Here is a 26,617-nt window from a genome sequence, read left to right on the forward strand (position 1 = left end):
GAAAATTAATGTCCGAAAAAACAAATTGGTTTGTCATGTATACCGCTCCGAGGGCAGAAAAGAAAGTGGCGCAGCGGCTTGTTGAAAAAGGGACTGAGGTTTACCTCCCCCTTATCGAAGAAGTCAGGCAATGGAGCGACAGGAAAAAAAAGGTTAAAAGACCGCTTTTCAACGGCTATATATTTGTAAGGACCAGCAGGGAACGTTTATGGGAGGCGCTCCAGGTCAGCGGAGCCGTAAAGTTTGTCAACTTTTCCGGTGAACACGCCGTGGTCCAGCAAAGTGAGATCGATACCATCAAAAGAATCATCGAAACCGGAGTGGCTGTGGAAGTGGAAACAGAAAACATCGAAAAAGGCGAAAATGTGAGGATATTGGGTGGGCCGCTGCAAGGCTTTGAAGGCGAATGTGTTCAGAAATCCAATCAGGATTATTTCATTATCCGGATTCCCAGCATCAACCAAAGCATGTTGGTCAATGTTCCCCGAAAATTCCTGGAAGTTTTGAAAGTTTAACGGTACCTGCATCCAGGATATTTGCAAAGTTTTATCAATAGAAAAGTAACAAGCCCGCCAAACGTTTTTAAGGAAAAACAGTTAAATGTTTAAAGATTTTAAAGGATGAGCAAACACATATATGGCAGCGGGGTAATAGGTAACTGTAGCTATATCGCCCATGTTGAAAAAGACACCAATATCAGCTGGCTTTGTTTTCCCAGGTTTGACAGTGATTTCATATTTGGGGGCATGTTGGATAAAAACAAAGGGGGGAAATTTACCATATTGCCTCAAAAAGGCGATTTCAGTTCTGAGCAGCAATATCTGGAGAACACCAATATTCTGGAAACCTTCATCAAAACCGCTTCAGGGGAATCTTATAAAGTCACGGACTTTGCTCCAAGGTTCTTTAATTACGAGAGGTATTACAAGCCATTAATGGTGGTAAGAAAGATAGAACCTGTCATCGGTGAGCCCCGGATAAAAATAACCTGCAAGCCGGTAACGGCTTATGGGACAAAAAGTCTTACGCCATCGCCTGGAAGTAACCACATCCGCTATTCCGGCATGGATCAGGAAATAAGGCTCACCACCAATGCTTCTCTCACCTACATATTGGAAGAAAAGGAGTTCCGGTTGCACCGCCCCGTTTACCTCGTATTCACATATGGGAAGCCGCTGGAGGCCCCTATTGAGAGCACGGTGGAGCGGTTTCTTCAATCCACCACCCAATATTGGCGAAAATGGGCCAAGTCCACCAGCATACCCAACTTTCATCAACGGCTGGTCGTCAGATCGGCTCTGGTTCTGAAAATCCACCAGTACGAAGATACCGGGGCCATCATCGCCGCCTCCACCACCAGCCTGCCGGAGTCTCCCGATTCGGGAAGAAACTGGGATTACCGCTATTGTTGGATGCGGGATACCTATTATACCCTCAACGTGTTTAACCATCTGGGCCATTTTGAGGAATTGGAAAGCTATTTTGATTTTATCCAAAACCTCCCCACGGACAAAAAAGGCAGGTATCAGCCTCTTTATGCCATCACCGGCTCACCTGAGTTGATAGAAAAAATCTGTGACCTGGATGGCTATCTCCAAAATAAACCGGTCCGGTTTGGCAACCAGGCCTATACCCATATCCAAAATGACCTGTATGGGCAGGTGCTGGTCAGTCTTCTTCCCTTATATGCCGATAAAAGGTTTATAGAATCTGAAAAAAGCCATTCCAAACCTTTTATCAACAACCTCCTCCATAAGATAGAAGAGACCATGCATGAAAAAGATGCGGGTTTATGGGAATTCCGGAACCTTCAACAGGAGCATTGCTATACCTTTCTTTTCCATTGGGCAGGCGCATGTTCTGCCATTAAAATGGCCGAAAGATTAGGGGATGAGGAGATGAAAGAGAAGGCAATCGAACTGAAAAAAACAGCCATAGATAAAATTGAAGCCTGCTATGTTCCCGAACTGAAGGCTTATGCCCAGTCCATAGGCTCCAAAAACATGGATGCCAGCACCCTACAGCTGATCACCATGGGGTATTTCGGGGATGATCTGGAAAGGGCCAACAATCACCTGAAAGCTTTGGAAAAAGAGCTGTTGGCGAAGGATTTCCTGTTTTACAGGTACCGGCATGAAGATGATTTCGGTGAACCTGAGACCACCTTTCTGATCTGTGCGTTCTGGTATATTGAGGCGCTTGCCTGTGTCAACAGGCTGGATGAGGCCATAGCGGGTTTTGAGTCTTTGAGCAAATATTGCAACCACCTGCTGCTGTTTTCAGAAGACGTGGATCAGAAAACCGGCAGCCAATGGGGGAATTTTCCCCAGGCTTATAGCCATGTGGGCTTGCTGAATGCCGCCTATCGGATTGACCAAAAGCTGGGCAAACCCGATTTCCTGATGTAAACATCCGGTTTGTCTATCCTGGAGTGTACGGTAATCAGCCGGAATCAGCGTGGAGGCGGTGGTCATTCGAAGTCAAATTCTTCAAGCTTACTCCTTTCTTCTTAAAGGTACTGGTTTTTATAGTTTCCTGGTACCGCCCGCTGTAGGTGATGTTATAGAGTGGTGCTTTTCTATTGATTAGAAAGAAATTCTGACCAAGAAACTAGTTGCGAGTAAAGAGATTCAGCTTGAAGACGGCAGGCATTCGGAACGGTTTTCTTCAAACCTACTCCTAATTTCCTAATGGTACTGATTTTCATATTTACTGGTACGTCCGCTGGATTCAAGCCGATGTTGTGCTGCGCTTTTATTCTATCATCAGCGATATTTTCTTTCCTAAACCTATTTCCAATATCCTGTAAAGGGTTGAAAGCTGAATATCACTTTTCCCGTTTTCAATTCTGGATATAAAGCTTTTTTTTGTTCCTGTCTTCTCCGCAAGTTGTTCTTGGGTCATCTTGGCAAGTCTTCGCTCTTCCTTAATAAGCTCACCTATCGCAAAAGCCTTAGCCTTGGCTTCAAAAGCCATTCTCTTTTCTGAACCAATTTCACCGTACCTTCTTTCTAAATGTCGTTCAAAGGTTGTTATTGAAATATTGCTTCCCATTTTTATTAATTTTTTTTTCTTCAAAATATTCTTCTTTGATTTTCAGTGCTTTGTCTATTTCCCTTTGAGGTGTCTTTTGTGACTTTTTTGAAAATCATTGAAAAGCACAATCAACCGCCTTCATCGAAACAGTAAAAAATTTTATCAATATTGCTGCTATATGCTATCCTAATTTCATAGAGACCTTCACAACGCTTCATCGATTTTTCCCTTTACCTTTTCTGGTAGCTTGTCGAAAAAATCGGTCAGGGCTAAAAGCGTGCGGCATCAGACCTGGAATAACTCTCTGCCAAGACCATGATTTATTAAAGGCAATTACTTTTAATTTAGTCCTTTCCCGCCGCTTGCTCTTAGCAATGTTGGGATGTCATTTATTTTTTATCTTTTTTTATGTCTTTCAATATTTTCTTTTCCGCACTGTCAATTCTACGCTGAACTTTTTTCACATCTTCCGATGGAGGAAGATCCTCTGGTTTAACTCCTCTTTTCAAGAGCATTTTTCTTACTTCCTTGTTGTTGTCAATATGCTCTTTGCTTATTTCATGGTCTCCCGAAAGATCCTTATCCACTACATTATGACTGGTTAGCTCAGTCGCAAAATCCTTCGCTTTTATCATTAATGTCGGAAGAAAGTCCGCAAGAGGTCTGTTTGTTGGAACCCCTAACTTATCTTTCATAAACTGTGTGGATTTGCCACCATTAAAGCGCTTGGTCTCCTTTTGAACGAATGATGGCAAAACTTCTATTGTCGACCCCCCGTTCATATATAATCCCTGATAATTTCTTTTCTGAATTAGAAAGCTTTTCTCTTGCATTTACCCTTGCAATATCCAGTAGTCTTTGCTCTATCAGTTCTTGTTTTCTTGTCTGTACAGCAAAGTACGTTTGGGCAAATGCAATCTCAGGTTTTGAAGCATCTCCATTTTGCGCAACAAGGTAACAGGCGTATCTTGTCAGAGCAACATCCTGAACTTCTCTTTGTCCGCCTTTTCCAATTCCTATCATTTTGGTGACGCCAACGAAATGATCCGATTCCTTTTCTCCTGAATGCTCACATGCCTTCACAGCTTTTTGAATAGTGTTAGTGAAATTTCGCCAATCGGAATAGCCTAAAATTTCTTGTAGTTCCCGTCCGCTCCAACATTCAAGTCCGTCTAAGTCGTAGCAAGCGTCTTCAAATTTTTCGAAAAGTTCAGATATAAGTTCTTTTTTCATTCTGTAAATCCGTCTGTTATAATATACCCAACGTTGAAATAGTTCTTATAGAAAATCAGGGTTCTTTTTTCCCGATGCCATAAAGTTAACGAATAATGGAACATGAAAGGGAGAGATTAATATCGGTTTTTCGGGTGCAGCGCAGCCCTACTCATCTTTGATGCGGACAACCAAAAACCGGTCACTCTCCAGCCTCAGATAACCGTAATCATAACAATACCCATATACATTTCCTTTTTTGGTCGTGTAGGAATGGGTACGGTATTTGAATTGAAAGCCCAGTTCCAGAAGCCTCTCCCGGGTGATCTTCGCGGTGTTTTCCTCCTCCGGCAAGAGGGAAGCAAGGATGTTCCGGTTCTTCTTCAGGGCATTGTTGATTTTTCTGATCAGCTTGCTGTCCGATGATTTCAACTGGTTGTTGAAATTATTACGGCAGGCATCATCACAAAATTTTTTATCGATTCTGCCAATTACCGGTTCTCCACAGCTCAGACATTTTTTTGGTTCTACAGCCATAAAAAATAGGTTTTAATTAAAAATAAGACATAATATAATCGAAAAAAGTTATTTTTCAAATGTTTGCAAGCATTTACAAACGTTTACAAACGGATTTAAACGAAAAGCACCCGGATAATTTAATGCCGATCCGCCAATTTTGGAGTGTTCGTTTAAGGCCAAAAGCCTGAACATATTTTTAAACTTAAATCTTATCTGTTATGAACGCTATTAAAAACAAAGTACAATTGATCGGCCGTTTGGGTGCCAAGGCAGAATACAAAACCGTAAATGGGGGAACCCCCATGGTCAGGTTCAGCATGGCCATTAACGAGGTTTATAAAAACAGCAAAGGGGAAAAAGTGGAGGAAACCTACTGGCATAACCTGGTGGCATTCGGCAAACCCGCCGAAATCATCAACAAATACACGGACAAAGGTTCCGAAATCTGCGTCCAGGGGAAATTGGTCAGCCGGTCTTATGAAGACAAAGAAGGCAATAAAAAATATGTGACAGAAGTTCAGGTAAATGACGTACTCCTGATGGGTGAGAAAGCGAATGCATAGCCCAAAATTGGAAATTAAAATATTCTTTCAGCTTACTTTTTAATGGACGCTTTTTTTTTAAGGTCAGTTTCCAATGGCGGAGCAAAGGGGAATGCTCCGCCAAAATTTATTCCATAACCGCCTCACTTTACCGCATAAACTTATTCAGACCTTTTACTGCTTTGCCTACGGATGCCTCGCTCATTTCCCCGTCATAACCGTCCGCGGCATCGATAAAATTGACTCCTTTGTCTAGCTTCACTGATAATGCGGTAGACCGCTTTTGGATCAGGCGCTTCCCCATCCGCCGCCTACAAGGTTCCCAGCAAAATTTCCGAAACATCCCATCCTGTTTTTCCCGATTTTCTGTAATGCATGTATTATATTTAAGGAGTTGAAATTCCGATTTATAAATGCCTACTTTCATTCCATAAAGAAACCCTGAATTACATTCAATTTCCAAATGTTTAACAGAAGAAAATTCATTGCCGCCGTTTCCGCATTGGGGATCGGCGCATTTTTATCCAAACCTTTAAGTGCTAAAAAAAGAAAAACTATGATTGTACATCAAGTATTTTTCTGGTTACATCAACCCGAAAAAGACCTAAAAGCCGTAATGGAAGGCTGCAAAAAAATATCAGAAACCGAAAGTGTGAAGGATTTTCATGTAGGAATCCCCGCGGATACCACCCGAAGAGAAGTAGTGGATCACAGTTTCCATATTTCCCTTACCGTATATTTCGACACACTCAAAGACCACGACCGGTACCAGGAGGATCCTGTCCACCTTCAGTTCATTGAAGACCACAAAGACAAATGGGCCAAAGTCCAGGTTTATGATTTTGAAGTTTAACGGGCATATCTTAACCTTTGTCCGACGCTAATTCCCGAAAATTTTAAACAGCAGTAAATCCCCGGGTAGCGGGTGGAATTATTATAAGCCGGGGATGGAAATCCCGTACCCTTTGGGCGGATTTTACCCGATTTTGGCATGCGTCAAGGTAAAAGTAGACATGACCTGACAGTAACACAAAAAGGTTGGCTGGAGAAAACTCCGGCACCAACCTTTTTGTATTTTCCCGTTCATTGTACTTTTTCCAATACCAAATTATGGTTGGTATAAATGCAGATATCCGCTGCAATGGTCAGACTTTCCTTCACCATCTCTTCCGCCGAAAGATGGGGCGCATATTTTTTCAATGCCCGGGCGGCGGATTGTGCATACATGCTGCCCGAGCCTATGGTTGCAATCGCGAGATCCGGCTCTATGACATCCCCGGTTCCTGAAATAATCAAAATATCACTGGCATCCGCCACAATCATCATGGCCTCCAGTTTGCTGAGCATGCGGTCGGTCCTCCATTCCTTGGCCAATTCCACAGCCGCCCGTTTCATATTGTTGCTGAAGGCGCCGAGCTTCTCCTCAAATTTTTCCAATAAAGTAAAAGCATCTGCCGTGGACCCCGCAAACCCTGTGACGATCTTCCCTCCCTGCAACTTACGGATCTTGTTGACACTGCTTTTGGCCACGGTATTGCCCAAAGTGGCTTGTCCGTCTGCCCCTATGACCACTTCGTCATTGTGTTTGATGGCCACGACGGTGGTCGATCTGATTTTTTCCATTTTTGTTTTTTTATGCTACGGTCTCAAAAACCATTCTAAATGCAAAAAGTCCCGGAATCAGGACTTTTTGACAGCAATCAATCTTCATGTTCTTTATTAAATCAACAACCTGACAGGATCTTCCAACAGGTTTTTGACAGTTTGTAGAAATGCGGAGCCTACTGCACCATCCACTACCCGGTGGTCACAGGATAAGGTCACTTTCATCACATTTCCTATTTTCATTTCGCCGTTCTTAACCACGACTGTCTCCTTTATCCCGCCAATGGCCAGGATACAGGCATCCGGCGGGTTGATGATCGCAGTGAATTCTTCGATGCCAAACATCCCCAAATTGGAAACCGTAAAGGTATTGCCTTCCCAGTCTTTCGGCTGCAATTCTTTATTTTTAGCCTTGCCGGCGAGCGATTTGGATTCCTCAGAAATCTGGGATAGGGTTTTACTGTCCGCAAATCGGATAACAGGCACCAAAAGCCCCTCTTCCACCGCAACCGCCATACCTATATGGACATGCTCGTTATACCGGATTTTGTCTCCCAACCAGGCAGTATTCACTTTTGGATGCTGTCTTAATGAGGCCGCCACTGCTTTGATGACCATGTCATTGAAGGAAATCTTCACCGGTGCCACCTCATTCATGCTTTTTCTCGCTTCGATGGCCTTATCCATGTTGATTTCCATGGTAAGGTAAAAATGGGGCGCGGAGAATTTGCTTTCGGCCAGTCGCTTGGCAATGACTTTCCTCATTTGGGAAACCTTCTCCTCCTTATAAGATTCCTGGCCTATAGCCGGTCCGCTAACGGCCGCTGGAGCAGCAGCCTGGGCAGCAACTTTTGAAGGATCAAAATTCTCGATATCCTTTTTAATTATCCGGCCTCCGTCGCCTGAGCCTTTGACCAAGGTAAGGTTCACTCCCTTTTCCTTTGCCATCTTTTTCGCCAAAGGAGATGCTTTTACCCTTCCGTTGTCGGAGGAACTGCCAGCGGACTGCGATGATTCCTCCGTCTCTTTCGGTTGGGGCACTTCGGCTTTTTCCCCAGGTTTTTCCTGTTCTTCCGCAGAAGGCGCCCCCACAGCGGCTTTGCTTTTTTGCTCATGGGCCTTAAGCAATTTTTGATAATCGGCACCTTTTTCACCTATAATGGCGATCACGCCATTCACTGGAATGGATTCTCCCTCCTTCACACCTATATATAATAAGGTGCCATCTTCGTAGGATTCCAGTTCCATCGTGGCCTTGTCAGTCTCCACTTCGGCCAACACATCCCCTGACTTTACCTCATCCCCCTCTTTTTTCAGCCAGCCCGCGATCGTGCCTTCTTCCATGGTATCACTCATCTTAGGCATGGTAATGAGTGTGGCGTTAATACCGGAAGTATCTATTTTTTCTTCCGTTTCAGAAGTATCTTCTTTTTTTGAATCGTTTTTTTCCACCTTCTCTTCTCCCCCTTTATCTCCTTTTGCAGCTGCTTCACTTTTGGTGCTCTCTCCTCCCCCTGACTCCAATTGCTTAAGAAGATCATCTATATTTTCACCTTTTTCACCCAAAATAGCAATGACACCATTCACAGGCACGGCATCTTTCTCCTCGACTCCTATATGAAGCAACACCCCTTCTTCATAGGATTCCAGTTCCATCGTGGCTTTATCGGTCTCTACTTCAGCCAGAATATCTCCGGGCTTCACCTCGTCGCCTACCTTTTTTAACCATTGTGCGATCACACCCTCTTCCATGGTGTCGCTCATTTTGGGCATTCGTATTATTTCGGCCATAGTTAAATTTTTCGAATTCTTGTTTTCAGCAATCCAAAAATAGTTCTTAAAATATGTTTATTCAAATTTAATAATAGTATTTTCACGTAAAGAAATGAAGTGACACGTTCAACAGTTCAGGAATGCCGCTGATCGAAAAACCAAATTATTATCATCCTTTTTTCATGTTCAATGGCCATATTCAGACTATTATTCCGGCAATTTTCAGATTGGTTGACACGTTACCTTTTGAAAGAGAACGGATTAACACGCCTGACGGTGATTTCCTGGATCTGGACTGGCTACGAAACGGAAGCCGCCATCTGGTCATCATCAGCCACGGACTCGAGGGCAACAGCAGGAGACCCTACATGTCAGGGATGGCGAAAATATTTATGACACAGGGATATGATGTGCTCACATGGAATTTTCGGGGATGCAGTGAGGAAATCAATCTTAAACCTTTTTTCTATCACTCAGGAGCCACTTATGATCTCCAAACGGTTATAGACCATGCTGCACCTGATTATGATGACATTTCCCTGATCGGTTTCAGTCTCGGAGGAAATTTGACGCTCAAATACCTTGGTGAACCCCACCGGTGTTCTCCAAAAATAAGAAAAGCGGTCACGATCTCGGTTCCTTTGGACCTGGCTTCCTCCTGCCACAAGATCTCTTCCAAAGAAAACCTCATCTATTCCCAAAGGTTTTTAAAAACGCTGAAACTCAAAATCCAGCTTAAAGGAGCAAAATATCCCGATTTATTATCACTGGAACATTTGATTCATGTCAATACCATGCGGGATTTCGATGATTTCTATACCGGGCCCCTGCACGGTTTTCAAAACGCGAAGGATTACTATACCCAATGTTCTTCCATCCATTTTTTACCTTATATCAGGATTCCTACCCTGGTATTGAATGCGAAAAATGATCCCTTTCTAAGCCCTGAATGCTATCCGCATGCTTTGGGAAAAGAACTGGAATATATATTTATGGAATTTCCCGAACACGGTGGTCATGTTGGTTTTAGCCCGCGGCGAAGAAAGGATGTCTATTGGTCAGAGAAAAGAGCATGGGAATTTATCCATTTTGAAAATTACGCTTAAATTTAGAGCATATAATATCCAAACCATGTGCATAAGGTATTCACTTGCAAAAAATAAAGAAGATTTGGAAAAAAGGTTCAATGCAGAAATGCTGGAGCCTTTCCAAGCCAGGTACAATATTGCGCCCACACAATTGGTGCCGGTGATTACCTCTGACAGTCCAGGAGGTTTTTCCCATTTTTATTGGGGAGTCACACCGGCCTTTGCCAAAAACAAACCTGTATCCCAGAAACTCATCAATGTCCGATCGGAAACCATAGCGGAAAAAGCTTCATACATGAACGCCTTCCACAAAAAGCGTTGTCTGATACCCGCGGACGGCTTTTACGCATGGAAAAAGGTGGGGAAGAGAACGGAAATACCTTATCGCTTTATAAGCCACAAAGAGGAACCGTTTGCTTTTGCGGGGATATGGGATGAATATGAAACGGAGAAAGGAGAAATAGAACACACCTTTCTGATCCTGACCACAAGTGCCAACCGATCGGTGTCAGAAATCCATGACAGGATGCCGGTGATATTGGCCATTGAAGATGAAGCGACATGGCTGAATAAAGCGGCTTCCCAGCCGGACCTCCTATCCATACTCAGACCTTACCCCGATGACAACATGAGAGGATATCCGGTATCCCCCATGGTCAACCACGTGGCTAATGATTCACCTTATGTCATAAGGAAGACCCTGCCGATGGATCAATTTGGAAACTATACACTGTTTGGCTGATGGAAAAAATAGAGATCTTGGATTTACATTTTCAGGATGCTGAATCCACTATCGGCAGTTTTTTAATTTCCGGTCCAGATGGCCCGGTCCTTGTGGAGACCGGGCCGGAGAGCACCTGGCCACACCTCAAAGCTGGACTGAAAACGCATGGCTTTGAACCGGAGGACATCCGGGCTGTATTGCTGACACACATCCATTTTGACCACGCCGGCGCCGCATGGCGGCTGGCAGAAGCCGGAACCGATATTTATGTGCATCCTTTGGGTCTCCCCCATCTGGCCAACCCGGAAAGACTCTGGCGGTCAGCGGCACAGATCTATGGCGAAGAAATGGACCGTTTATGGGGAAAAATGGCGCCTATCCCATCGGGCCAGCTAAAAGCTCCCGGGGACAAGGAAATACTCCGCGTTGGCGGAATGGATTTCCGGGCTTGGTACACCCCCGGACATGCCGTGCACCATATTGCGTGGCAACTGGATGACATACTTTTTACAGGCGATGTGGCCGGAGTCAAAATAGGATCGGGGCCTGTGGTACCTCCCTGCCCTCCCCCGGATATCCATCTTGAAGATTGGAAAAAATCCCTGGAGCTAATTGGGAAAATAAACCCGAAGGCACTGTACCTGACTCATTATGGCGTTGTTGAAGACATTTCCACCCATCTCCAAAATCTGAGGATTATTATGGATGATTGGGCAAAATGGATGAAAAAACAATATGACCTACGAACGCCCGTGGAGGACATTATCCCGCAATTCATGGCCTATACGGAAATGCAGATGAAAGAAAAAGGTGTGGACGGGGAATTGAACGCCTTGTACGAGCATGCGAACCCCAGCTGGATGTCCGTAAACGGCCTTTTGAGATATTGGAAACTGAAGGATCAGGGAAGGATCCCTTAAACTATATTTATTTATATTTTTTATTTGTATATAAATAAAAACAGTGATTTTTTATCAAAACACCTAATTTACATCATTAGTTATGTTTATAAACTATAAAATTAAACACAATCCTTATGTGATTTAACCTAAATAAATATGGAAATATTATTTTAACAATTTATTATTAGACTTTATAAATCCATTAAGTTTATCTGATTGACTGGCTAACTATTGAATATTGTTTCAAAAATTCTCCATGACATTATTCCTTAAAACTTTAATAATCCATTTTCCCGGGTTGGCTGACTAGTGTATTTTTTCCGGACCGGTTCATCTTCTTTTTTCCCGTTTTATTTAATAAAAAAAGTTTAGTAAAAGTTTTGAATATTAAATTCATGAATATACATTTGTAAAAATGTATTTCAAATACATAAAATTGTTTTATGTATATGCCGGTTGTGATTTAAAATTTTGACAATTGGTTTTTGACAAAATATAACAAAACACATCAACCTTTGTATTATTAAAATATCACATTCATAAACAGCTTATATGTCCCAAAGCTTTTTGTGAATCTTCAATAAGACCTTTTTGCGCATCTGACTTCCTTTCGGGTGCTGTTTTGAAGCGCAAAAATTGCCAAGACATCACAGCAATGTGATTGACCGGACGAAGTTGTGCCCGGACCTCGTGAAGTAACCTTTTCATTTTTAACTCATTATCAAAATTAGAAATCCAATTCAATATGAACATCCAAGAATTTTTAAAAGAAGATATAGACCTGCAAAAGTCTTCTTCTGTCTCGCCAATATTCTATATCAAAAAATACTGGAGATATTGGTATTTGTTATTGATAGGTGGCCTGGTGTGTGTTGGAATGGCCTTCGTATACCTGTATTATACACCCGACCAATACGAAATTCAAACCACCATAATGATCAATACCAGCGGGGAGAAAAAGGGGGAGTTTTCAAACAACGCCGTGTTGGATGATCTGGAAGGTTACCAATCCTCCAAAATAATCGAAAACGAAATCGAGGTGCTGACTTCGGTCTCAATAATGAGAAGCGTATTGGAAGAGCTGTCCCTTTACAATTTTTATTACGTGGAAAATGGATATCACCGGTTCCGTGAAATATACGGAGAGGAAGTGCCGTTTCGAATCGAATTTCATGAGTTGAGCGCCAGACCCCAGTCAAAAGGGGGAATGTTCAAATTCATCATTCAAGACCACGAAGGTTTCATCATTGAGCAGGAGAACGGAAAAAAAAGCCAGCACAAATTCGGTGAGAGACTCAAAAATTTTTATGGGGAATTTACCGTCACCGCCAAACCCGAGATTGGAGACGCGGCCCACCGTGAGGTATATGTTTCGTTTAACAATGTAAGAGAGTTGGCTTTTGAATACAGTGACAATATCTCCGCAGAGTCTATCAACAAACTGGCCACGGTAATTTCCCTTTCCCTGGTAGAGGCGATCCCGGAAAAGGGTGAAGACATCCTGACCAAACTGGTAGACGTGTACAATAGAGAAGCTTTGAAAAACCTGAATTCCACTGCTGCCAACACGTTGACTTTTATCGATGAGCAGATGGCCAGCTTGACGGCGGAATTAGCGGAAATTGAATTGGCGGCCGAAAAATATAAAAATGAACATTCGATTTCCGATCTGAGCTCCGAATCCCAGTTATACCTGGAAAGTTCAAGAACTGTAAAACAGCAGCTTTCAGAATACAATATCAAGGCAGAAGTTTTGAACTCACTGGAAGAGAACCTGAAAAACGACGGAAACGCCAATAAAATGGTACAGAGTTCTCTTTTAATAGAAGATGCAACCCTATCGGATTTAGTCAGAAAATTCAATGAACTACAAAGGGAAAGACAAAGGCTGCTTAATGCCACCACCCCTGGTAACCCTATCATCAAAAACCTGGATGAGCAGCTCACCGGATTAAAAGACGATATCCTGGACAATATTCAAAGCAACAAACGCAGCCTGGAAATAGCTAAGAGAAGTCTTGAGGACAACGCCGGCAAAATAGAACGCCGGGCCAATAGGGTTCCCCAAATCGAACGGGAACTCCTCAACATCACCAGGCAGCAGGCTACAAAACAGGAAAATTACCTGTACCTGATGAAAAAACGTGAGGAATCTGTCCTGTCCTTGGCGGCTACCACCATTTCCAATGCAAGAATCATTGACCCCGCAATGGCCAGTCTGTACCCTGTACGCCCCCTGAAAAAAATCGTTTTGGCTTTTTCTGTCATATTGGGATTTGGCCTTCCTATAGGATTCATTTACCTTAAAGAAAGATTCTACGGAAAAATCGGCCAAAAAAGCGACCTTGAAGCCTTGACCAGGGTACCCATTATGGGAGAAATATCCCATGGAAGAAAAAAGGAACTTACGCTGTACACGCCTAGTCAAAAAACTTTGATCGGAGAACAGGTAAATCTGATATGGTCGAATATGAAATTCGCGACGCTTCGAAAACCCAATCAGGTTATCCTCACCACTTCAAGTATCGGTGGGGAAGGGAAAACTTTTTTCAGTATAAATCTGGCCCGTGTTCTAAGTCTTTCCGGAAAAAAAGTGGCCCTTCTGGAATTTGATCTGCGGAAACCAGCCCTGTTAAAAAGCCTTAACATCAAAACGAAAACCGGTATAACCGATTATCTGCGGGATGAAAGCTGCCCGGTACGGGATGTCTTAAACATGTCTGATATCAATCCCAATATTTTCCTGGTGGGTGCCGGACATATTCCCAACAACCCTATGCAGGTCATGAACAGTCCCAGAATAGAAACCCTGATCCAGGAATTGAAGGAAAGCTTTGATTATGTCATCATAGACAGCGCTCCTATCGGCTTGGTTGCTGATGCTTACGCCCTGTCCCCCTATGTGGATATCCTTGTCTATATGGTAAGGTATTATTACACAGAACCTTCCCACATAAAACTGCTGAATGAAATAGAAAAACATGAAAAGTTCAAAAACCCCATGGTGGTATTGAATGATGCTAAAGCGGAACACCACTACGCCTATGGATATGGATACTATTATGGTGAAAAAACAGGTAGGGGAAACGGTAAAGTGCACGTCTCATAACGCCCTCTCTTTGAGATCTTCCATATATTTTTAACCAAAAACCTTGAACTAATGAAACACGCCGTTTTGGTTTTAGCCTATAAAAACATCCATCACCTTTCTGAATATATTCAGTTTCTGGATGAAGATTTTCTGTTTTACATACATATTGACAAAAAAAGCCTGATCAGCAAGGAAGAACAGGCTGCACTCTTCAATCATAAAAATGTTGTTTTTATATCCAGGAAATACAAGGTGAACTGGGGCGGCGTGAATTTCCTGAAAGCCATGCTTCACTTAGGAAAAGAGGCGCTGAAAAACAAAGAGGTGGGTTATATCCACAGTGTCAGCGGACAACACTTCCCGATAAAAACTGCTTTTGAAATCAAAAACTTCTTTCATGAGAATGCCGGAAAGGAATTTATGGAATTTTTTCGTCTGCCTACAGAAAGGTGGGCCCATGGCGGTCTTAACCGGGTAGAATATTACAATTTGTATGACACTTTTAACTCAAAAACCACCACGGGCTTTAAAGCCATAAAGCTGGCCCTTATTCTACAAAGGCTGTTGAGGATCAAAAGGAAACCCTTAAAGGATTTCCCTGTTTTATACGGGGGCTCTGCCTGGTGGTCCTTCAGCGCAGCATGTCTGGCGTATACCGTAGATTATGCAGAATCCCATCCAGCATCCATGAAACGGCTTGAATATACCCTCTGCGCGGAAGAAATGTTTTTCCAAACCGTCATCATGAATTCCCCATTTAAAGCTTCGGTGGTAAACGACAACTTAACCCTCGTCTGTTGGGAATTCAGGAACGGAAATAGCCCTGCCACTTTGGATAATTCCGATTTTCAAAACCTGATGAAATCAGAAAAGCTGTTTGCAAGAAGGTTTGATTATCCTGTTTCAAAGGAGTTGATGACGTTGCTGAAAGAAGAACTGAACAAGAAAATCAACGCCTGATTTTAATTCCGGAAAAGTGCTTAAGAGAATCATTCAACATAAGGTTTTTAAAAACTTTTCGTACCTGACAATAGGAAGCGTATTGTCCCAGTTGATCAGCCTGCTGACGGTGCTTAAAATCACCAAAGTATTGCATCCGGACGATTATGGACTATATACTTTTATGATTGCCCAAGGAACCCTGTTGCTGACCATAGGGGATTTGGGAATCAGAAACATAGTCATCCGGTCCATTGCGCGCGATCCTAACAGAACCAATGACTTGGTTTTCAACGGTGCCATTTTACGGATGCTTGCTTTGACTTTATTAAGCGCCATATATCTGGTTTACAACTATTATCTCGGAAATCTCAACATTCAGGAACTGGTTTTTGTCTTTTCATTCGCCCTTATTTCCTGCTTCGGAAAGCTTTTTGAAACGGCTTTTTTAGGACATCAGAAGATGCTCACGCCTTCTCTCATCAATCTCGGTTTTAGTGTCTCATGGTTTCTCTGTGTATACCTGTTGCCCGCCAGCAACATGACGGTGGAATTTCTATTTTACTCTTTTCTGGGAATCAACCTCCTGAAAAATGCCGCTTTTTACTTCTCTCTCCAAAGACAACATTTGCTGAAAGGGAAAGTCCTGGGTTTTTGGCATTCTTCCCAAAAACTGCTCAAAGAAAGCTGGCCGTATTTCGCACTGGTATTGGTGATGCTGCCTTTCACCAAACTTTCAAACAATTTCCTGGATATCAATTCTTCCATCGAACAGATAGGTTTTTTTAATCTATCTGAAAGACTGACCGGGCCCGTTTCATTTGTCTTGGACTTTGCCTTGGTGGCCATTTTCCCCAACCTCTCCGCCTTGTGGGTTTCCAATAAAGTACAGTTCCGGAATTTTGTCCGTGAAGGATTTAAATATTACATGCTATTGGGCATGATATTGTGTTTCCTTTTCACCCTGTATGCAAAGGAGCTTTTCGGACTACTGTTCCCGGAAAATTACATGCCCGCGGTGATGGTGTGCCAACTACAGATCTGGTATTTGTACCTGACCTCTATTGATAGCCTGATAGGAACCATCCTTGGCGCGACAAACAATGAGAAAAAGATCCTGAAGCTGGGCATAGTGAATTCATTGTTTTCCACACCTATTCTCTATATCAGCAGTAGTTATGGCGCCTTAGGCCTCGCCTCAGGTATGGTGATTTCCTTTTCATGCTTCCAGTTTTACCTCTGGTACCTATTCGGAAAAACACTCAAAATCAAGGTGGAAGACAAAGGTAGAATGTGGATCATTGCGGCGCTGCTATTTGTGTTTTCTTACTTCATTGCAGGGAACTTTGATTTTGTCTATAAGGTCTTATTCGGATTATTATCCATCGCCGGAACAGGTTTTTATTTCTCTAGAAATTATTCTTTAGCAAAAGCATAATGAAAACAAAACTCGACATTTTATTTTTATTTGTGCTGGTAATCATCAGCTTGAATTTTTTTGATGCAACGTTCATCAACCCCAAAATCATCAATTACCTCGAATTTTTGGCAGTGATGGGGACGGTGGCCTTATCGAGTGTATACTTTTTCAAAAGAAAAGGAGGATTTGTACTCCCTGTCCAAATGATATTTTTATCCATCATGTTTTCGATGGTCACGGCATATGTATCATGGGGACAGGGTTTCAAGGACAGTCTGATAGAGACTTCGCAGTACATGCTTTGGCCACTGTTCTTCTACTTGTTACATGCCAAAGTCCCCATAAAGACGATCGAGAAAATCGTGCTTGTTTATGGGACAATCTATGTGCTGCTCTATTTTTATCAGTATGTGCATCCCTATACCGTTATATTCGGCAAACCCATATCCGGTGGGGATGAATTCTCCGAACAACGGGGAGCGATACGGATCGTGTTTCCGGGCGCAGGCATATTCATACTCTCCATTTTTATCGCGATAACCAAGATCACAGAACAAGCCAGGCACAAATGGTTTTATATAGGATTTGCCCTGCTCGGTTTGGTCGTCCCCATCATGCAGGTGACCAGGCAATTTATTGCGGGCGTCTTTCTGATCTATTTTTACCACTTTTTTAAAGGACAGTCCTTTATTCGAAAAACGCTGATTGTCGCTTCCTTTTTGGGTGGCGCAATCATGCTGCTCAATTCAGATATTCCCATGATCAAAGGGATAATAGAGACACAACAAAGGGATTCAAAACTCGGTCAAAAATATATCCGTGTTTTGGCTGGGGAATATTTTCTTACGGATTTTTCACCTGATCCACTGAGCAGGGTTTTTGGAAACGGAGCTCCCAACTGGGGAATTTCAAAATACGGAAAATTTGTGGAGCGCTTAAGCAATAACAAAGAGTATTTTTTATCGGACGTAGGGATCATAGCGGTCTATGCCATGTTTGGAATATTTGCTATCGCAGGCTTCGTCATCATGTGGATAAAAAGTTTCACCATTCCCATCCCCAAAAAGTATAATTATGTCAGGTATTACCTTTGGTATTTACTTTTCACAAGTTTTACATGGTATTCTGTATACCATTACCATTATGTCATCGCTACCATTTTTGCGCTGTATATCTACCATAAAGCCTATATGGACGATAAAAAACAGAAAGCTTTCAAACTGCTTATAAAGCGGTCTGCTAAAAGTGAAAAAGAAATAGAAGCTACTGTCTGACACCAGGAACATTCTTTTAATTGGATATGAAAGCACCTATTTTATCGGTAGTAATGCCCGTTTACAACGGGGAAAAATATCTCAAGGAGGCCATAGATTGTGTCTTGATCCAAACTTTTGAAGATTTTGAGTTGATCATTATAGACGATGGTTCAAGGGACAATTCAGCCGCCATTATCGGGGAGTACAAAGACGTAAGGATCCGGTATTTAAAAAACGACAGAAACAGGGGAATTGCCTATACCCGAAACAGGGGATTGCAGGAGGCCAGGGGTGAATATCTGGCATGGATGGATTGCGATGATCTCATTTCCCCCGACAGATTCGAACTACAACTGGATTTCCTGGAGAAGCATCCCCGGTTTGGCATATGTGGCACCTGGCTTACCCGGTTTGATGAGACAAAATCCGAAGTGGCAAAATCACCCACAGACCCGGAACTGATCAAAGCCACTTTGCTGTTCAAACCGGCAGTCTGGAATGCCACAGCCATGTATAGATTGTCCTGGGTTAGAGCAGCAGGTCTATCATTTGACACACGATTGACGGTGGCTGAGGATTATGACTTTTATTATGAAGCAAGTAAACATTTTCCGATGGCCAACCTTCCACTTTCCCTGTATCAATACAGAGATTCAGAATCCAGCATTATGAGATCCTTCGAGCATGAGGAGGAAAAAAGTCTGGCGATACATAAAATTATCTATGAAAAGGCTCTCCGGGATATGGGTGTAAATGCTACGGGCCAGCAACTTCAGCTTCATAGAAGGATTGGCTCCACCTACCTTTTCGAAACATTACAGGATTTTGAATCGGCGTTTCAGTGGTTAAAATACCTACAGAAAAAAAACGATGGGCCTGGGGTTTATGATCCGGTTGTTTTTTCCCGTGCCTTGGGTAACATGTTTTTCTTCATCAGCAAAAAAGCTTCACAGGTAGGGGTACGGGCTTTTTTCTTCTACATGAAAAAAAGAAAAGACTTCCATACAGTAAGCAATTATATGGTTCTCAAGCTGCTGATCAGATGCTTGATAAAATACCGCCGGTTTTAAAAAGGATTTGATTTTTCTGTACAAATGTCTAAAAAAGAAAAAGTGAAAAAACTATTGATTGCCACCAAAGCACAATATGGATACCATGTAGATCCCTACAAATACGGATATTATATAAAAGAGAGTTATGAAATCACTCATATAAGTTGGGATTTCGGTTTACCGAGAGCTCCGGAAAAGGGATTGAAAACCATATACATTTCCCGGAAGGGTAACAAAATACTGCGTTACTACAGGTTTCTTAAAGAAATCCACAGGGAAATCCGATCGCAGTCCTATGATATCGTGTTTATGGTATATTTTGCGGGATGTTCCCTTATAAAGCTGCTTAATCCCGGAAAAACATTCAATATCGACATCCGGACCGCTACGGATACCAAAAACGAAACCGTTAACTTTTTAAAAGATGCCTTATTAAAATGGGAATGCGCCCGATTTGAACACCTTACTATCCTCAGTCATGGCCTGGCAGAGAGATTGGGGATGAGGAATTACCATTATCTGCCTTTGGGAGGTGAGCCCTTTTGTAAAAAGGATAAAAATTTTGAAAAGGCCCATTTTCTCTATGTAGGAACATTGGAAAACAGGAATCTCATCACTTTTGTCAGGGGGTTTCACCGGTTTTTAAAAGTGGATGAGGCTTCCAACGCCTCCACTTTGCTGACGATCATTGGCGACGGGCCAGGAAATGAACTCGCGGAAATCCGGGATTATATCCATCAACATGCTTTGGAAAAACATATTGTGACCACGGGATATATCCAAAACGACAATTTATCCGCCCATTTTGACCTTGCCAATATAGGGGTCTCTTTTGTGCCTATGACGCCCTATTATGACCACCAACCCCCTACCAAAACCTATGAGTATTTGCTGTCAGGCATGCCTGTACTGGCCACCGCCACCACGGAAAACAGGAAAATCATCGATGAATCCTGTGGGGTCCTGATGAGAGATGATGAAGAGGCTGTTGCTGCAGGCCTTGAGGAAATCGTAAAAAAACTTGGCCATTTTGATTCCCGCACCATCAGAATGCGGTGCCGCGAAAGTGCTTGGTCCAATATCTCACAAAAGAACCTTAAACCTTATTTGGATTCGCTCTCATCGCCAGCAGATTTTTCCTTCCATTCCCAATTACAGGCTTAAAAAACCAAGTCATGAAATCGACATGATTAAAATAATCATTAGATACACAGGGCAATGATTATTTTAGTCATCATCCCGAAAGCTTTCGGGACCATCTGACCATTGAAAAACAAAATATAAACAGATGAAAGATTTACCTTTGAATATTTTGTATGTTACCAACATGTATCCTGCTCCCGAGCATCCTGTGGATGGCATCTTTATTCAGGAACAAATCAAGGACATTTCCGAACTGCTACCGATAAAACATGAAGTGTTTCTGATAGATTCTGTCTACAGGGGGAAAAAAGAATACATCAAATCTTTGTTCAGGATTCCCAGGAAAATAAAATCAGGAAAGTACGACCTTATCCATATTCATTATGGATTGTCGGGGCTTTTTCTTCTTCTGTTTCGTCCGAAAACAAAGGTTTTTCTAACACTCCACGGCAGTGATATCCAGAAAAGGGAGAAGAACGGTTGGCAGGTATGGCTTACAAAAAAGATCCTTCATAAAGCCGACAAAGTATTTGTCCAAAACCAAGCCATGAAGGATCTGGTACTTCCCTTTAACCCTAAGGTAGAGGTTTTGACCTGCGGCATAAATTCTGATTTTTTCAAACCTGTCAATGGTTTTAAGAAGACACCCCATACGAAATTGGTTGTTTTTCCCAGCAGCCCGTCACGGGAAGTAAAAAACTTTCCGCTGTTCACAGAGGTGTTAAAGAGGGCAAATGAGGCGTCCACCTGCAAAATAGAACATGCCTGTGTGGATAATCTGGACAGAGACGAAGTGAGAACACTTCTGAACAAAGCGGACTGCCTGTTGATGACCTCAAAGACAGAAGGGTCTCCCCAGGTAATCAAGGAGGCTTTGTCCTGCAACCTTCCCGTGGTCTCTGTTCCCGTTGGAGATGTGGCAGAAATCACCGATGGCATTCCAAACTGCTACGTCGCGGCTTCCCACAATCCAACGGAATTGTCGGATCTCCTTGTAAAAGCCCTGGTAAGGAAACCCGACAATATCAGAAGCAGCTTTTTGAGCAAAACAAAATATAACCACAAATCCATCGCTCAAAAGCTTGCCTCTCATTATTCAGCACTTCATCCCGGCAATAGTAGGGTTCCTTTTGCGAAACCGGAGCCAATTTTAATGCCGGTAAATAGCGGGGAAAGCTTATCCCAAAATATCAAATTTTAAAAGCAATAAGAAATCAACACAAACAGGCTTCATCATGAAAAATCAACTAAAGAAAAAGAAGATCATTTTAATTTGCTCAGACGGAGGTCATCTTGCGCAGATAATGGAACTGAAGGAATGGTTTACCAAGTATGATTATTTGTTGGTAACAGAAAAGGCTCCCTCCACCCTTCCTTATGCGGAACATTATAATATCAAGTTTCTCAAGGGTCGTTCCAAAGGAAAAAAGAGGAGTATAGGGTTCTTCATTAACGTTCTCGTGAATTTTATACTTACGGTAAAAATATTGCTGACCCATTTTCCAAAAGCCATCATCACGACAGGTAGCCACACGGCAGTACCCATGTGTGTTCTCGGCAAGCTGTTTCGCGCCAAAATCATATGGATCCTCTCTTATGCCAGGGTAAAATCCAGGGCGTTTTCCGCTGATTTGATTTATCCCATTGCGGATAAATTCATCATACAATGGCCAGAACCCCAAAAGTTCTATAAAAAAGCCATCTATTTGGGAAGCATCTACTGACCAATAACTCATTAATATCGGACAAATTCTCGGTTATTCTTTAATCTAAATTCAGAAAACGATGATACTCGTTCTATTAGGAACTTTTCCAACACAATTTCCAAGGCCCCTGCGAGAAATAGACAAACTGTGCAGGGAAGGGTATATACAGGAAGATGTAATCGTGCAAAGCGGGTTTACAGAATTCCAGTCTGACCATCTGATTTTTAGACCTTTTATTCCTCCCGAGGAACTGATCAAGTTATATCAAGAAGCCAGGATTGTGATTTCCCACGCCGGGTCCGGATCCCTTCTGAAAGGGCTGAAAATAGGGAAAAAAGTAATCGCCATCCCCCGGCTCTCCAAATACGGTGAGGTGGTGGACGATCATCAAACTGAGATTCTTGCCGAATTTGAAAAGGAAAACTTTCTCCTCGGCTGGAATGAAAGTGACGATTTAAGGGATTTATTGGAAAAAGTAGAAACTTTTAACCCTGCCAAATTCCAATCCAAGAAACAGGCTATTATCGATTATCTGGACAATTACCTGGGATCGATTTAAAGCTCGTCAAGGATTCATTTCAATTTAGTTATATCATTTTTCACATGTTTTAAATATAAATCAAGCAATGCTAAGAGCAGGAATAATAGGTTTAGGTAAAATGGGCATATCCCACTGTGCCATACTGGGTGCCCATCCGGAGGTCAACTTGGTAGCCGTTTGTGATACTTCGTCTTTGGTGATTGAAGGATTCAAAAAATACACCCGGTTTGAATGTTATACAGATTACAGTAAGATGATCCAAAAAATGGATTTGGACTGTGTGGTCATTTCTTCGCCGACAAAGTTTCATATGGAGATGGTGTCCTATGCCATGGATCATCAGCTGCATGTGTTCTGCGAAAAGCCTTTTGTGTTAAAGGCAACCGATGCCGAAGTGTTGGCCAAAAAAGCGGAAGAATCCGGTTTGGTCAATCAAGTTGGTTACCACAACAGGTTTTTAGGCACTTTCAATGAAGTCAAAAACCTGTTGGACTTTCAGGTACTGGGGGATCTGTATCATTTCGCGGGAGAATCTTATGGCCCCGTGGTGGTAAGGGAAAAAGGCAGCACCTGGAGGTCCCAAAAAGACCAGGGCGGAGGCTGTCTGTATGATTATGCTTCCCATACCATTGATTTGATCCATTTTCTTTTGGGCAAGCCGGTGCGTGTATCAGGTACGCTGCTCAAAAGCATCTACTCAAAGGATGTTGAAGACGCCGTATATTCAAGCATCTCTCTCGACAGCGGCCTGACAGGCCTACTGTCCGTAAACTGGAGTGATGAAACCCATCGAAAAATGAATACCCAAATAACCGTTTTGGGGAAAAAGGGTAAAATCATTGCTGATGCCACCGAAGTAAAAATATACCTTAAAGAAAACAACGACTTTCTTGGACTGAAAAAAGGCTGGACGGTCAAATACCTGACCGACCTGACAGAGAACGTGGATTACTACCTCAGAGGCGAGGAATACTCCGCCCAAATAGACCACTTTGTCACATGCATTCTGAATAAAGAAACCCAAAACAAAAGCACTTTCAGAAGCGCTTCCTCTACAGACCAGCTTATATCAATGTTAATCTCAGACGCAAACTAAAAAAACAATGGATAGAATATTATTTGGCGACAACCAATTTTTTGGGGTAAACCACAGTTCGGATGAAAAATCCCGGGCGCAAACCATCCGGTTTCAGGAAGACAAAGCGATCATGCGGGTACTGGACACGGTCATTGACGAAGGGATCAACACTTTTATGTGTACCACACACGACAGAATAGGGAACATATGTGACATCATCCGGCAAGACCGTAAATACCAGGATTTCAAAATTTATCCCTGCATGCCTTATGCCCATAAATACGCCAATGCGGTTACGGAGCTTGGCTATTTAGGAACCATTAAACAGTTTGTGCCTGGAAATATTTTCAGCACATTCGCCAAAGGGGGACTGGCATTTATGAAGAAGGATTTTTCTGAATTGGCCCGGTTGATGATCGATGCGGAAATGAAAATGTTCCGGGGTATCAATACCCCCGTAATATGGGTACAAAATGTCATCACTGATCTGCTATTGGGACTCGGTATGACAGAATTTCTGGTGACCTTTTACAATCATATCAAAGAGAAATACCATGCAGAGCCCGGCTTTATCACCATGAACCTTCCACTGCTATTGGACACTTTGGAAAAAGCGGGTATAGAAAATCCCACGGTATGCGCTTCTATTAATAAAATCGGCTTCAGGATGTCAGGCGGGCGAGCCAAGTATGAAGAGGTCATCGCGCAAAAAAGATGTAATCTGGTGGCCATGCAGGTATTGGCCGCCGGGGCCTTACGGCCGGAGGAAGCTTTCGATTATGTATGTTCATTAGAAGGTGTGGATTCCATTTTATTTGGTGCTTCTTCGCGGGCCAACATCAAACAATCCAAAGAACTTATTGAAAGCCATTATGCATTGGTCGAAAAGTAAGCTTCATTTTTCTCTCCAAGAATAATTTTTTGGCTATAATTTATGAAAAAGCTTATTTTCAGATTGCTGAGGATTTCGGGTTTACCTGTATTGGTCAGGGAATTTATACAAAAGAATAAGGTCACGGTATTGGTATTCCATGACATTGACGTGGAAACCGCCGAAAAAACCTTTTCATACCTGTCCAGAAATTACAATTTTATTTCATTAAACCGGTTTCTGGAAGCCTGCCGCAAAAAAGACAACCATATGCTTCCGCCTAAAGCAATGGTCATCACCTTTGATGACGGCCACATGAGAAATTATCAATTGCTTCCTGTTTTCAAAAAATACAAGGTCCCCGCTACCATATTCCTGTGTTCGGGGATTGTAAATACGCTCCGTCATTACTGGTTTAGGCATGACAAAGAAAAAATACCTGATCAGGCCCTGAAAAAAATCCCCAATAAAGACCGGATAGCGTTTTTGAGAGAGGTAGGTTTTGAGACAGAAAAGGAATATGACAATCCACAGGCGTTATCCAAAGCACAGATTTTGGACATGATGCCCTTTGTGGACATGCAGGCCCATACCGTATTTCATCCTATCCTTACACAGTGCGATGACGAGGAAGCTAAAAATGAAATTGTTCAATCCAAAACGGAGCTGGAAACGGATTATGGTATCAAAATCAACGGGATAGCCTACCCTAACGGCAACTATTCCGAAAGAGAAATACACATTGCCAAGGAAGCCGGGTTCACCTGTGGGTTAACGGTAGAAGCCGGCTTCAATTCGATTGAATCAGATCTTTTTAGGATAAAAAGACTTGACACCAATGACACTGGCGATTTTAATGAGCTGGTTGTCAAGTCATCAGGGTTGCTTTCCTTATTTAAATTCCCGACATTGCTCAAATAAAAACATGAAATCGAGCATGACAAAAGTCTCACACGGAGGCATGCCCCGATAGCCCCGATAGCTATCGGGGGGGGGGAGCAACATGCGAGATTCTCCCGGATCAAGTCCCCCGAAACCAGTTCGGGGCAGGCTGGGACGGGCTATCCCGACCTGAGGTGCGGGAAAAGTTATGACCATTGAAAGACAATTATAAACAGATAAAATGATCACCAATTATATAATCCTTGCCCACACCAACCCGTCCCAGGTCAAGAGGATGATAGCAGCTTTAAATGATGATAAAACCACGCATTTTTATGTTCACGTTGACTTAAAAACCGATATTGACCCGTTTATAACCGCCCTTGAATCATTTCAAAACCTGATATTCCTTCCCCCCGAAAAAAGACAGGTGTGCAATTGGGGCGGTATGGGCATCGTAAATGCAACGCTTACTGCCATGCAGATGATCGTAAAAAACAAGGAAAAGGGGTACGCTATCATCCTCAGTGGTCAGGATTTCCCTATTAAGTCCAAAAGTTTTATAAATGCCTTCTTAAATAAAAATTACGGCACAGAATTTATCTCCGGATTTCCCTTGCCTACCCCAAAGTGGACAGAAGGAGGAATGTGGAGAATAGAACGTTATAAATTTGAACTGTCTTCCAAAAAAGGGGACTATGTCTTACTGCCTTCCTTTTTCGATAGGGATTTTTATGCGATTCCATCGCTTAAAAAGCTGGCAAAATTTGTGCTTAAAGGCAGGGTGCTGGATTTGATAAAAATTATTCCTAAAAGGAAATTCCCCAACTATTTAAAACCTTATGGAGGTGATACATGGCTGGGTTTTACCACGGAGACCGTTTCTGAAATTTTACAATATTTGACTGATCATCCTGATTTTTTAGAATATATTGAAGGCTGCCATTTGCCAGATGAGATCATTTTCCAAACATTGGTTTGGGAAATATTCAAAGACAGACAACATCTGATCAAAGATTCGCTTACTTATGCAAAATGGGTAGAACCAAATGCGCCGTCTCCCGAAATTTTTACCAGTAAAGATCTCCGTTTCTTAAGCGAATTGCCCGAAGGAAAACTGTTTGCAAGGAAGTTTGACGCAAGCCGCGACAGTGATATCATGGATGAATTGGAAAAACAGGTGCTTTCTGCCCATCCGGTAAAATCCCCCACGCTTAAATAGCATTCTTTTCAAAAA

26 protein-coding genes are annotated in these 26,617 nt (G+C 42.5%); 20 read left to right on the forward strand and 6 right to left on the reverse strand.

Translation table 11 applies throughout. From position 1 onward, the window contains the following. The first annotated feature begins 8 nt into the window (after nucleotides 1–8). Together ACFPFU_RS14275 and ACFPFU_RS14280 are read left to right on the forward strand one after the other, a co-directional pair. On the forward strand, nucleotides 9–515 hold the full coding sequence (locus ACFPFU_RS14275) for a UpxY family transcription antiterminator (protein WP_377065441.1): 507 nt from the start codon (nucleotides 9–11) through the stop codon (nucleotides 513–515). A 105-nt stretch (nucleotides 516–620) separates the two neighbouring features. Further along, a complete protein-coding gene (locus ACFPFU_RS14280) occupies nucleotides 621–2,408 on the forward strand; it encodes a glycoside hydrolase family 15 protein (RefSeq protein WP_377065442.1) in 1,788 nt (595 codons plus the stop codon). A gap of 346 nt (nucleotides 2,409–2,754) precedes the next feature. On the opposite strand, the gene ACFPFU_RS14285 is transcribed toward ACFPFU_RS14280, so the two are convergent. The 4 genes from ACFPFU_RS14285 to ACFPFU_RS14300 all read right to left on the reverse strand — a co-directional run bounded on the left by ACFPFU_RS14285 (nucleotide 2,755) and on the right by ACFPFU_RS14300 (nucleotide 4,785). After that, entirely contained in the window at nucleotides 2,755–3,078 is a 324-nt protein-coding gene (locus ACFPFU_RS14285; RefSeq protein ID WP_377065443.1) for a helix-turn-helix domain-containing protein, read from the reverse strand. 347 nt (nucleotides 3,079–3,425) lie between these two features. Further along, nucleotides 3,426–3,731 (reverse strand): hypothetical protein, encoded by a 306-nt coding sequence (locus ACFPFU_RS14290; protein WP_377065444.1) that lies wholly within the window; start codon nucleotides 3,729–3,731, stop codon nucleotides 3,426–3,428. Nucleotides 3,732–3,753: 22 nt separating this feature from the next. Beyond that, complete coding sequence (locus ACFPFU_RS14295) at nucleotides 3,754–4,269, reverse strand: BRO family protein (RefSeq protein ID WP_377065445.1); 516 nt, start codon at nucleotides 4,267–4,269, stop codon at nucleotides 3,754–3,756. A gap of 147 nt (nucleotides 4,270–4,416) precedes the next feature. Continuing rightward, nucleotides 4,417–4,785: a hypothetical protein gene (locus ACFPFU_RS14300; RefSeq protein ID WP_377065446.1), complete on the reverse strand. Its 369-nt coding sequence runs from the start codon at nucleotides 4,783–4,785 to the stop codon at nucleotides 4,417–4,419. A gap of 200 nt (nucleotides 4,786–4,985) precedes the next feature. Here ACFPFU_RS14300 and ACFPFU_RS14305 point away from each other — a divergent pair, with 200 nt between their 5' ends. Both ACFPFU_RS14305 and ACFPFU_RS14310 read left to right on the forward strand, forming a co-directional pair. Beyond that, the gene (locus tag ACFPFU_RS14305; protein ID WP_377065447.1) at nucleotides 4,986–5,330 is read left to right on the forward strand and encodes a single-stranded DNA-binding protein; all 345 of its coding nucleotides are present in this window, start codon (nucleotides 4,986–4,988) and stop codon (nucleotides 5,328–5,330) included. A 535-nt stretch (nucleotides 5,331–5,865) separates the two neighbouring features. After that, on the forward strand, nucleotides 5,866–6,162 hold the full coding sequence (locus tag ACFPFU_RS14310; protein WP_377065448.1) for a Dabb family protein: 297 nt from the start codon (nucleotides 5,866–5,868) through the stop codon (nucleotides 6,160–6,162). A 230-nt stretch (nucleotides 6,163–6,392) separates the two neighbouring features. On the opposite strand, the gene hslV is transcribed toward ACFPFU_RS14310, so the two are convergent. Further along, nucleotides 6,393–6,932: an ATP-dependent protease subunit HslV gene (gene hslV / locus ACFPFU_RS14315; RefSeq protein WP_377065449.1), complete on the reverse strand. Its 540-nt coding sequence runs from the start codon at nucleotides 6,930–6,932 to the stop codon at nucleotides 6,393–6,395. A gap of 96 nt (nucleotides 6,933–7,028) precedes the next feature. Further along, the gene (locus ACFPFU_RS14320) at nucleotides 7,029–8,705 is read right to left on the reverse strand and encodes a pyruvate dehydrogenase complex dihydrolipoamide acetyltransferase (RefSeq protein ID WP_377065450.1); all 1,677 of its coding nucleotides are present in this window, start codon (nucleotides 8,703–8,705) and stop codon (nucleotides 7,029–7,031) included. Between the two features lie 122 nt (nucleotides 8,706–8,827). Here ACFPFU_RS14320 and ACFPFU_RS14325 point away from each other — a divergent pair, with 122 nt between their 5' ends. From ACFPFU_RS14325 to ACFPFU_RS14400, 16 genes are all read left to right on the forward strand, one after another. Continuing rightward, nucleotides 8,828–9,793 (forward strand): YheT family hydrolase, encoded by a 966-nt coding sequence (locus ACFPFU_RS14325; RefSeq protein ID WP_377065451.1) that lies wholly within the window; start codon nucleotides 8,828–8,830, stop codon nucleotides 9,791–9,793. 25 nt (nucleotides 9,794–9,818) lie between these two features. Beyond that, nucleotides 9,819–10,517, forward strand: coding sequence for an SOS response-associated peptidase (locus tag ACFPFU_RS14330; protein ID WP_377065452.1), 699 nt, complete (start codon nucleotides 9,819–9,821; stop codon nucleotides 10,515–10,517). Further along, the gene (locus ACFPFU_RS14335; protein WP_377065453.1) at nucleotides 10,517–11,419 is read left to right on the forward strand and encodes an MBL fold metallo-hydrolase; all 903 of its coding nucleotides are present in this window, start codon (nucleotides 10,517–10,519) and stop codon (nucleotides 11,417–11,419) included. The genes ACFPFU_RS14330 and ACFPFU_RS14335 overlap by 1 nt, the downstream gene beginning before the upstream one ends. 727 nt (nucleotides 11,420–12,146) lie before the next feature. After that, complete coding sequence (locus ACFPFU_RS14340; protein ID WP_377065454.1) at nucleotides 12,147–14,510, forward strand: GumC family protein; 2,364 nt, start codon at nucleotides 12,147–12,149, stop codon at nucleotides 14,508–14,510. Nucleotides 14,511–14,561: 51 nt separating this feature from the next. Continuing rightward, nucleotides 14,562–15,452 carry a beta-1,6-N-acetylglucosaminyltransferase gene (locus tag ACFPFU_RS14345; RefSeq protein WP_377065455.1) on the forward strand — a complete coding sequence of 297 codons (891 nt, stop codon included), beginning with the start codon at nucleotides 14,562–14,564 and terminating at the stop codon, nucleotides 15,450–15,452. 16 nt (nucleotides 15,453–15,468) lie between these two features. Beyond that, nucleotides 15,469–16,869, forward strand: a complete 1,401-nt coding sequence (locus ACFPFU_RS14350) for an oligosaccharide flippase family protein (RefSeq protein ID WP_377065456.1) — start codon at nucleotides 15,469–15,471, stop codon at nucleotides 16,867–16,869. After that, a complete protein-coding gene (locus tag ACFPFU_RS14355; protein WP_377065457.1) occupies nucleotides 16,869–18,125 on the forward strand; it encodes a hypothetical protein in 1,257 nt (418 codons plus the stop codon). The genes ACFPFU_RS14350 and ACFPFU_RS14355 overlap by 1 nt, the downstream gene beginning before the upstream one ends. 26 nt (nucleotides 18,126–18,151) lie before the next feature. Next, on the forward strand, nucleotides 18,152–19,177 hold the full coding sequence (locus tag ACFPFU_RS14360) for a glycosyltransferase family 2 protein (RefSeq protein WP_377065458.1): 1,026 nt from the start codon (nucleotides 18,152–18,154) through the stop codon (nucleotides 19,175–19,177). A gap of 42 nt (nucleotides 19,178–19,219) precedes the next feature. Then, nucleotides 19,220–20,323: a glycosyltransferase gene (locus ACFPFU_RS14365; protein ID WP_377065459.1), complete on the forward strand. Its 1,104-nt coding sequence runs from the start codon at nucleotides 19,220–19,222 to the stop codon at nucleotides 20,321–20,323. 124 nt (nucleotides 20,324–20,447) lie between these two features. After that, nucleotides 20,448–21,503 (forward strand): glycosyltransferase family 4 protein, encoded by a 1,056-nt coding sequence (locus tag ACFPFU_RS14370; RefSeq protein WP_377065460.1) that lies wholly within the window; start codon nucleotides 20,448–20,450, stop codon nucleotides 21,501–21,503. 34 nt (nucleotides 21,504–21,537) lie between these two features. After that, nucleotides 21,538–22,026: a PssD/Cps14F family polysaccharide biosynthesis glycosyltransferase gene (pssD, locus tag ACFPFU_RS14375; protein WP_377065461.1), complete on the forward strand. Its 489-nt coding sequence runs from the start codon at nucleotides 21,538–21,540 to the stop codon at nucleotides 22,024–22,026. 61 nt (nucleotides 22,027–22,087) lie between these two features. Further along, entirely contained in the window at nucleotides 22,088–22,567 is a 480-nt protein-coding gene (gene pssE, locus ACFPFU_RS14380) for a PssE/Cps14G family polysaccharide biosynthesis glycosyltransferase (protein WP_377065462.1), read from the forward strand. 67 nt (nucleotides 22,568–22,634) lie between these two features. Then, a complete protein-coding gene (locus ACFPFU_RS14385; RefSeq protein WP_377065463.1) occupies nucleotides 22,635–23,645 on the forward strand; it encodes a Gfo/Idh/MocA family protein in 1,011 nt (336 codons plus the stop codon). A gap of 7 nt (nucleotides 23,646–23,652) precedes the next feature. Then, the gene (locus ACFPFU_RS14390) at nucleotides 23,653–24,519 is read left to right on the forward strand and encodes a hypothetical protein (RefSeq protein ID WP_377065464.1); all 867 of its coding nucleotides are present in this window, start codon (nucleotides 23,653–23,655) and stop codon (nucleotides 24,517–24,519) included. Nucleotides 24,520–24,561: 42 nt separating this feature from the next. Beyond that, nucleotides 24,562–25,419 (forward strand): polysaccharide deacetylase family protein, encoded by an 858-nt coding sequence (locus ACFPFU_RS14395; RefSeq protein WP_377065465.1) that lies wholly within the window; start codon nucleotides 24,562–24,564, stop codon nucleotides 25,417–25,419. Nucleotides 25,420–25,621: 202 nt separating this feature from the next. Beyond that, a complete protein-coding gene (locus tag ACFPFU_RS14400) occupies nucleotides 25,622–26,602 on the forward strand; it encodes a beta-1,6-N-acetylglucosaminyltransferase (RefSeq protein ID WP_377065466.1) in 981 nt (326 codons plus the stop codon). Nucleotides 26,603–26,617: the final 15 nt, after the last annotated feature.

The organism is Negadavirga shengliensis (genome assembly GCF_042652345.1).
Classification (GTDB): domain Bacteria; phylum Bacteroidota; class Bacteroidia; order Cytophagales; family Cyclobacteriaceae; genus Negadavirga; species Negadavirga shengliensis.

Coding starts and splice junctions, on each gene's coding strand:
- ACFPFU_RS14355 (WP_377065457.1), top strand. CDS start 16,869: ATGAAAACAAAACTCGACATTTTATTTTTATTTGTGCTGGTAATCATC.
- ACFPFU_RS14295 (WP_377065445.1), bottom strand. CDS start 4,269: ATGAAAAAAGAACTTATATCTGAACTTTTCGAAAAATTTGAAGACGCT.
- ACFPFU_RS14280 (WP_377065442.1), top strand. CDS start 621: ATGAGCAAACACATATATGGCAGCGGGGTAATAGGTAACTGTAGCTAT.
- pssD (WP_377065461.1), top strand. CDS start 21,538: ATGAAAAATCAACTAAAGAAAAAGAAGATCATTTTAATTTGCTCAGAC.
- ACFPFU_RS14395 (WP_377065465.1), top strand. CDS start 24,562: ATGAAAAAGCTTATTTTCAGATTGCTGAGGATTTCGGGTTTACCTGTA.
- ACFPFU_RS14345 (WP_377065455.1), top strand. CDS start 14,562: ATGAAACACGCCGTTTTGGTTTTAGCCTATAAAAACATCCATCACCTT.
- ACFPFU_RS14390 (WP_377065464.1), top strand. CDS start 23,653: ATGGATAGAATATTATTTGGCGACAACCAATTTTTTGGGGTAAACCAC.
- ACFPFU_RS14335 (WP_377065453.1), top strand. CDS start 10,517: ATGGAAAAAATAGAGATCTTGGATTTACATTTTCAGGATGCTGAATCC.
- ACFPFU_RS14385 (WP_377065463.1), top strand. CDS start 22,635: ATGCTAAGAGCAGGAATAATAGGTTTAGGTAAAATGGGCATATCCCAC.
- ACFPFU_RS14370 (WP_377065460.1), top strand. CDS start 20,448: ATGAAAGATTTACCTTTGAATATTTTGTATGTTACCAACATGTATCCT.
- ACFPFU_RS14305 (WP_377065447.1), top strand. CDS start 4,986: ATGAACGCTATTAAAAACAAAGTACAATTGATCGGCCGTTTGGGTGCC.
- ACFPFU_RS14310 (WP_377065448.1), top strand. CDS start 5,866: ATGATTGTACATCAAGTATTTTTCTGGTTACATCAACCCGAAAAAGAC.
- ACFPFU_RS14340 (WP_377065454.1), top strand. CDS start 12,147: ATGAACATCCAAGAATTTTTAAAAGAAGATATAGACCTGCAAAAGTCT.
- ACFPFU_RS14400 (WP_377065466.1), top strand. CDS start 25,622: ATGATCACCAATTATATAATCCTTGCCCACACCAACCCGTCCCAGGTC.
- ACFPFU_RS14300 (WP_377065446.1), bottom strand. CDS start 4,785: ATGGCTGTAGAACCAAAAAAATGTCTGAGCTGTGGAGAACCGGTAATT.
- pssE (WP_377065462.1), top strand. CDS start 22,088: ATGATACTCGTTCTATTAGGAACTTTTCCAACACAATTTCCAAGGCCC.
- hslV (WP_377065449.1), bottom strand. CDS start 6,932: ATGGAAAAAATCAGATCGACCACCGTCGTGGCCATCAAACACAATGAC.
- ACFPFU_RS14360 (WP_377065458.1), top strand. CDS start 18,152: ATGAAAGCACCTATTTTATCGGTAGTAATGCCCGTTTACAACGGGGAA.
- ACFPFU_RS14320 (WP_377065450.1), bottom strand. CDS start 8,705: ATGGCCGAAATAATACGAATGCCCAAAATGAGCGACACCATGGAAGAG.
- ACFPFU_RS14330 (WP_377065452.1), top strand. CDS start 9,819: ATGTGCATAAGGTATTCACTTGCAAAAAATAAAGAAGATTTGGAAAAA.
- ACFPFU_RS14325 (WP_377065451.1), top strand. CDS start 8,828: ATGCCGCTGATCGAAAAACCAAATTATTATCATCCTTTTTTCATGTTC.
- ACFPFU_RS14290 (WP_377065444.1), bottom strand. CDS start 3,731: ATGAAAGATAAGTTAGGGGTTCCAACAAACAGACCTCTTGCGGACTTT.
- ACFPFU_RS14275 (WP_377065441.1), top strand. CDS start 9: ATGTCCGAAAAAACAAATTGGTTTGTCATGTATACCGCTCCGAGGGCA.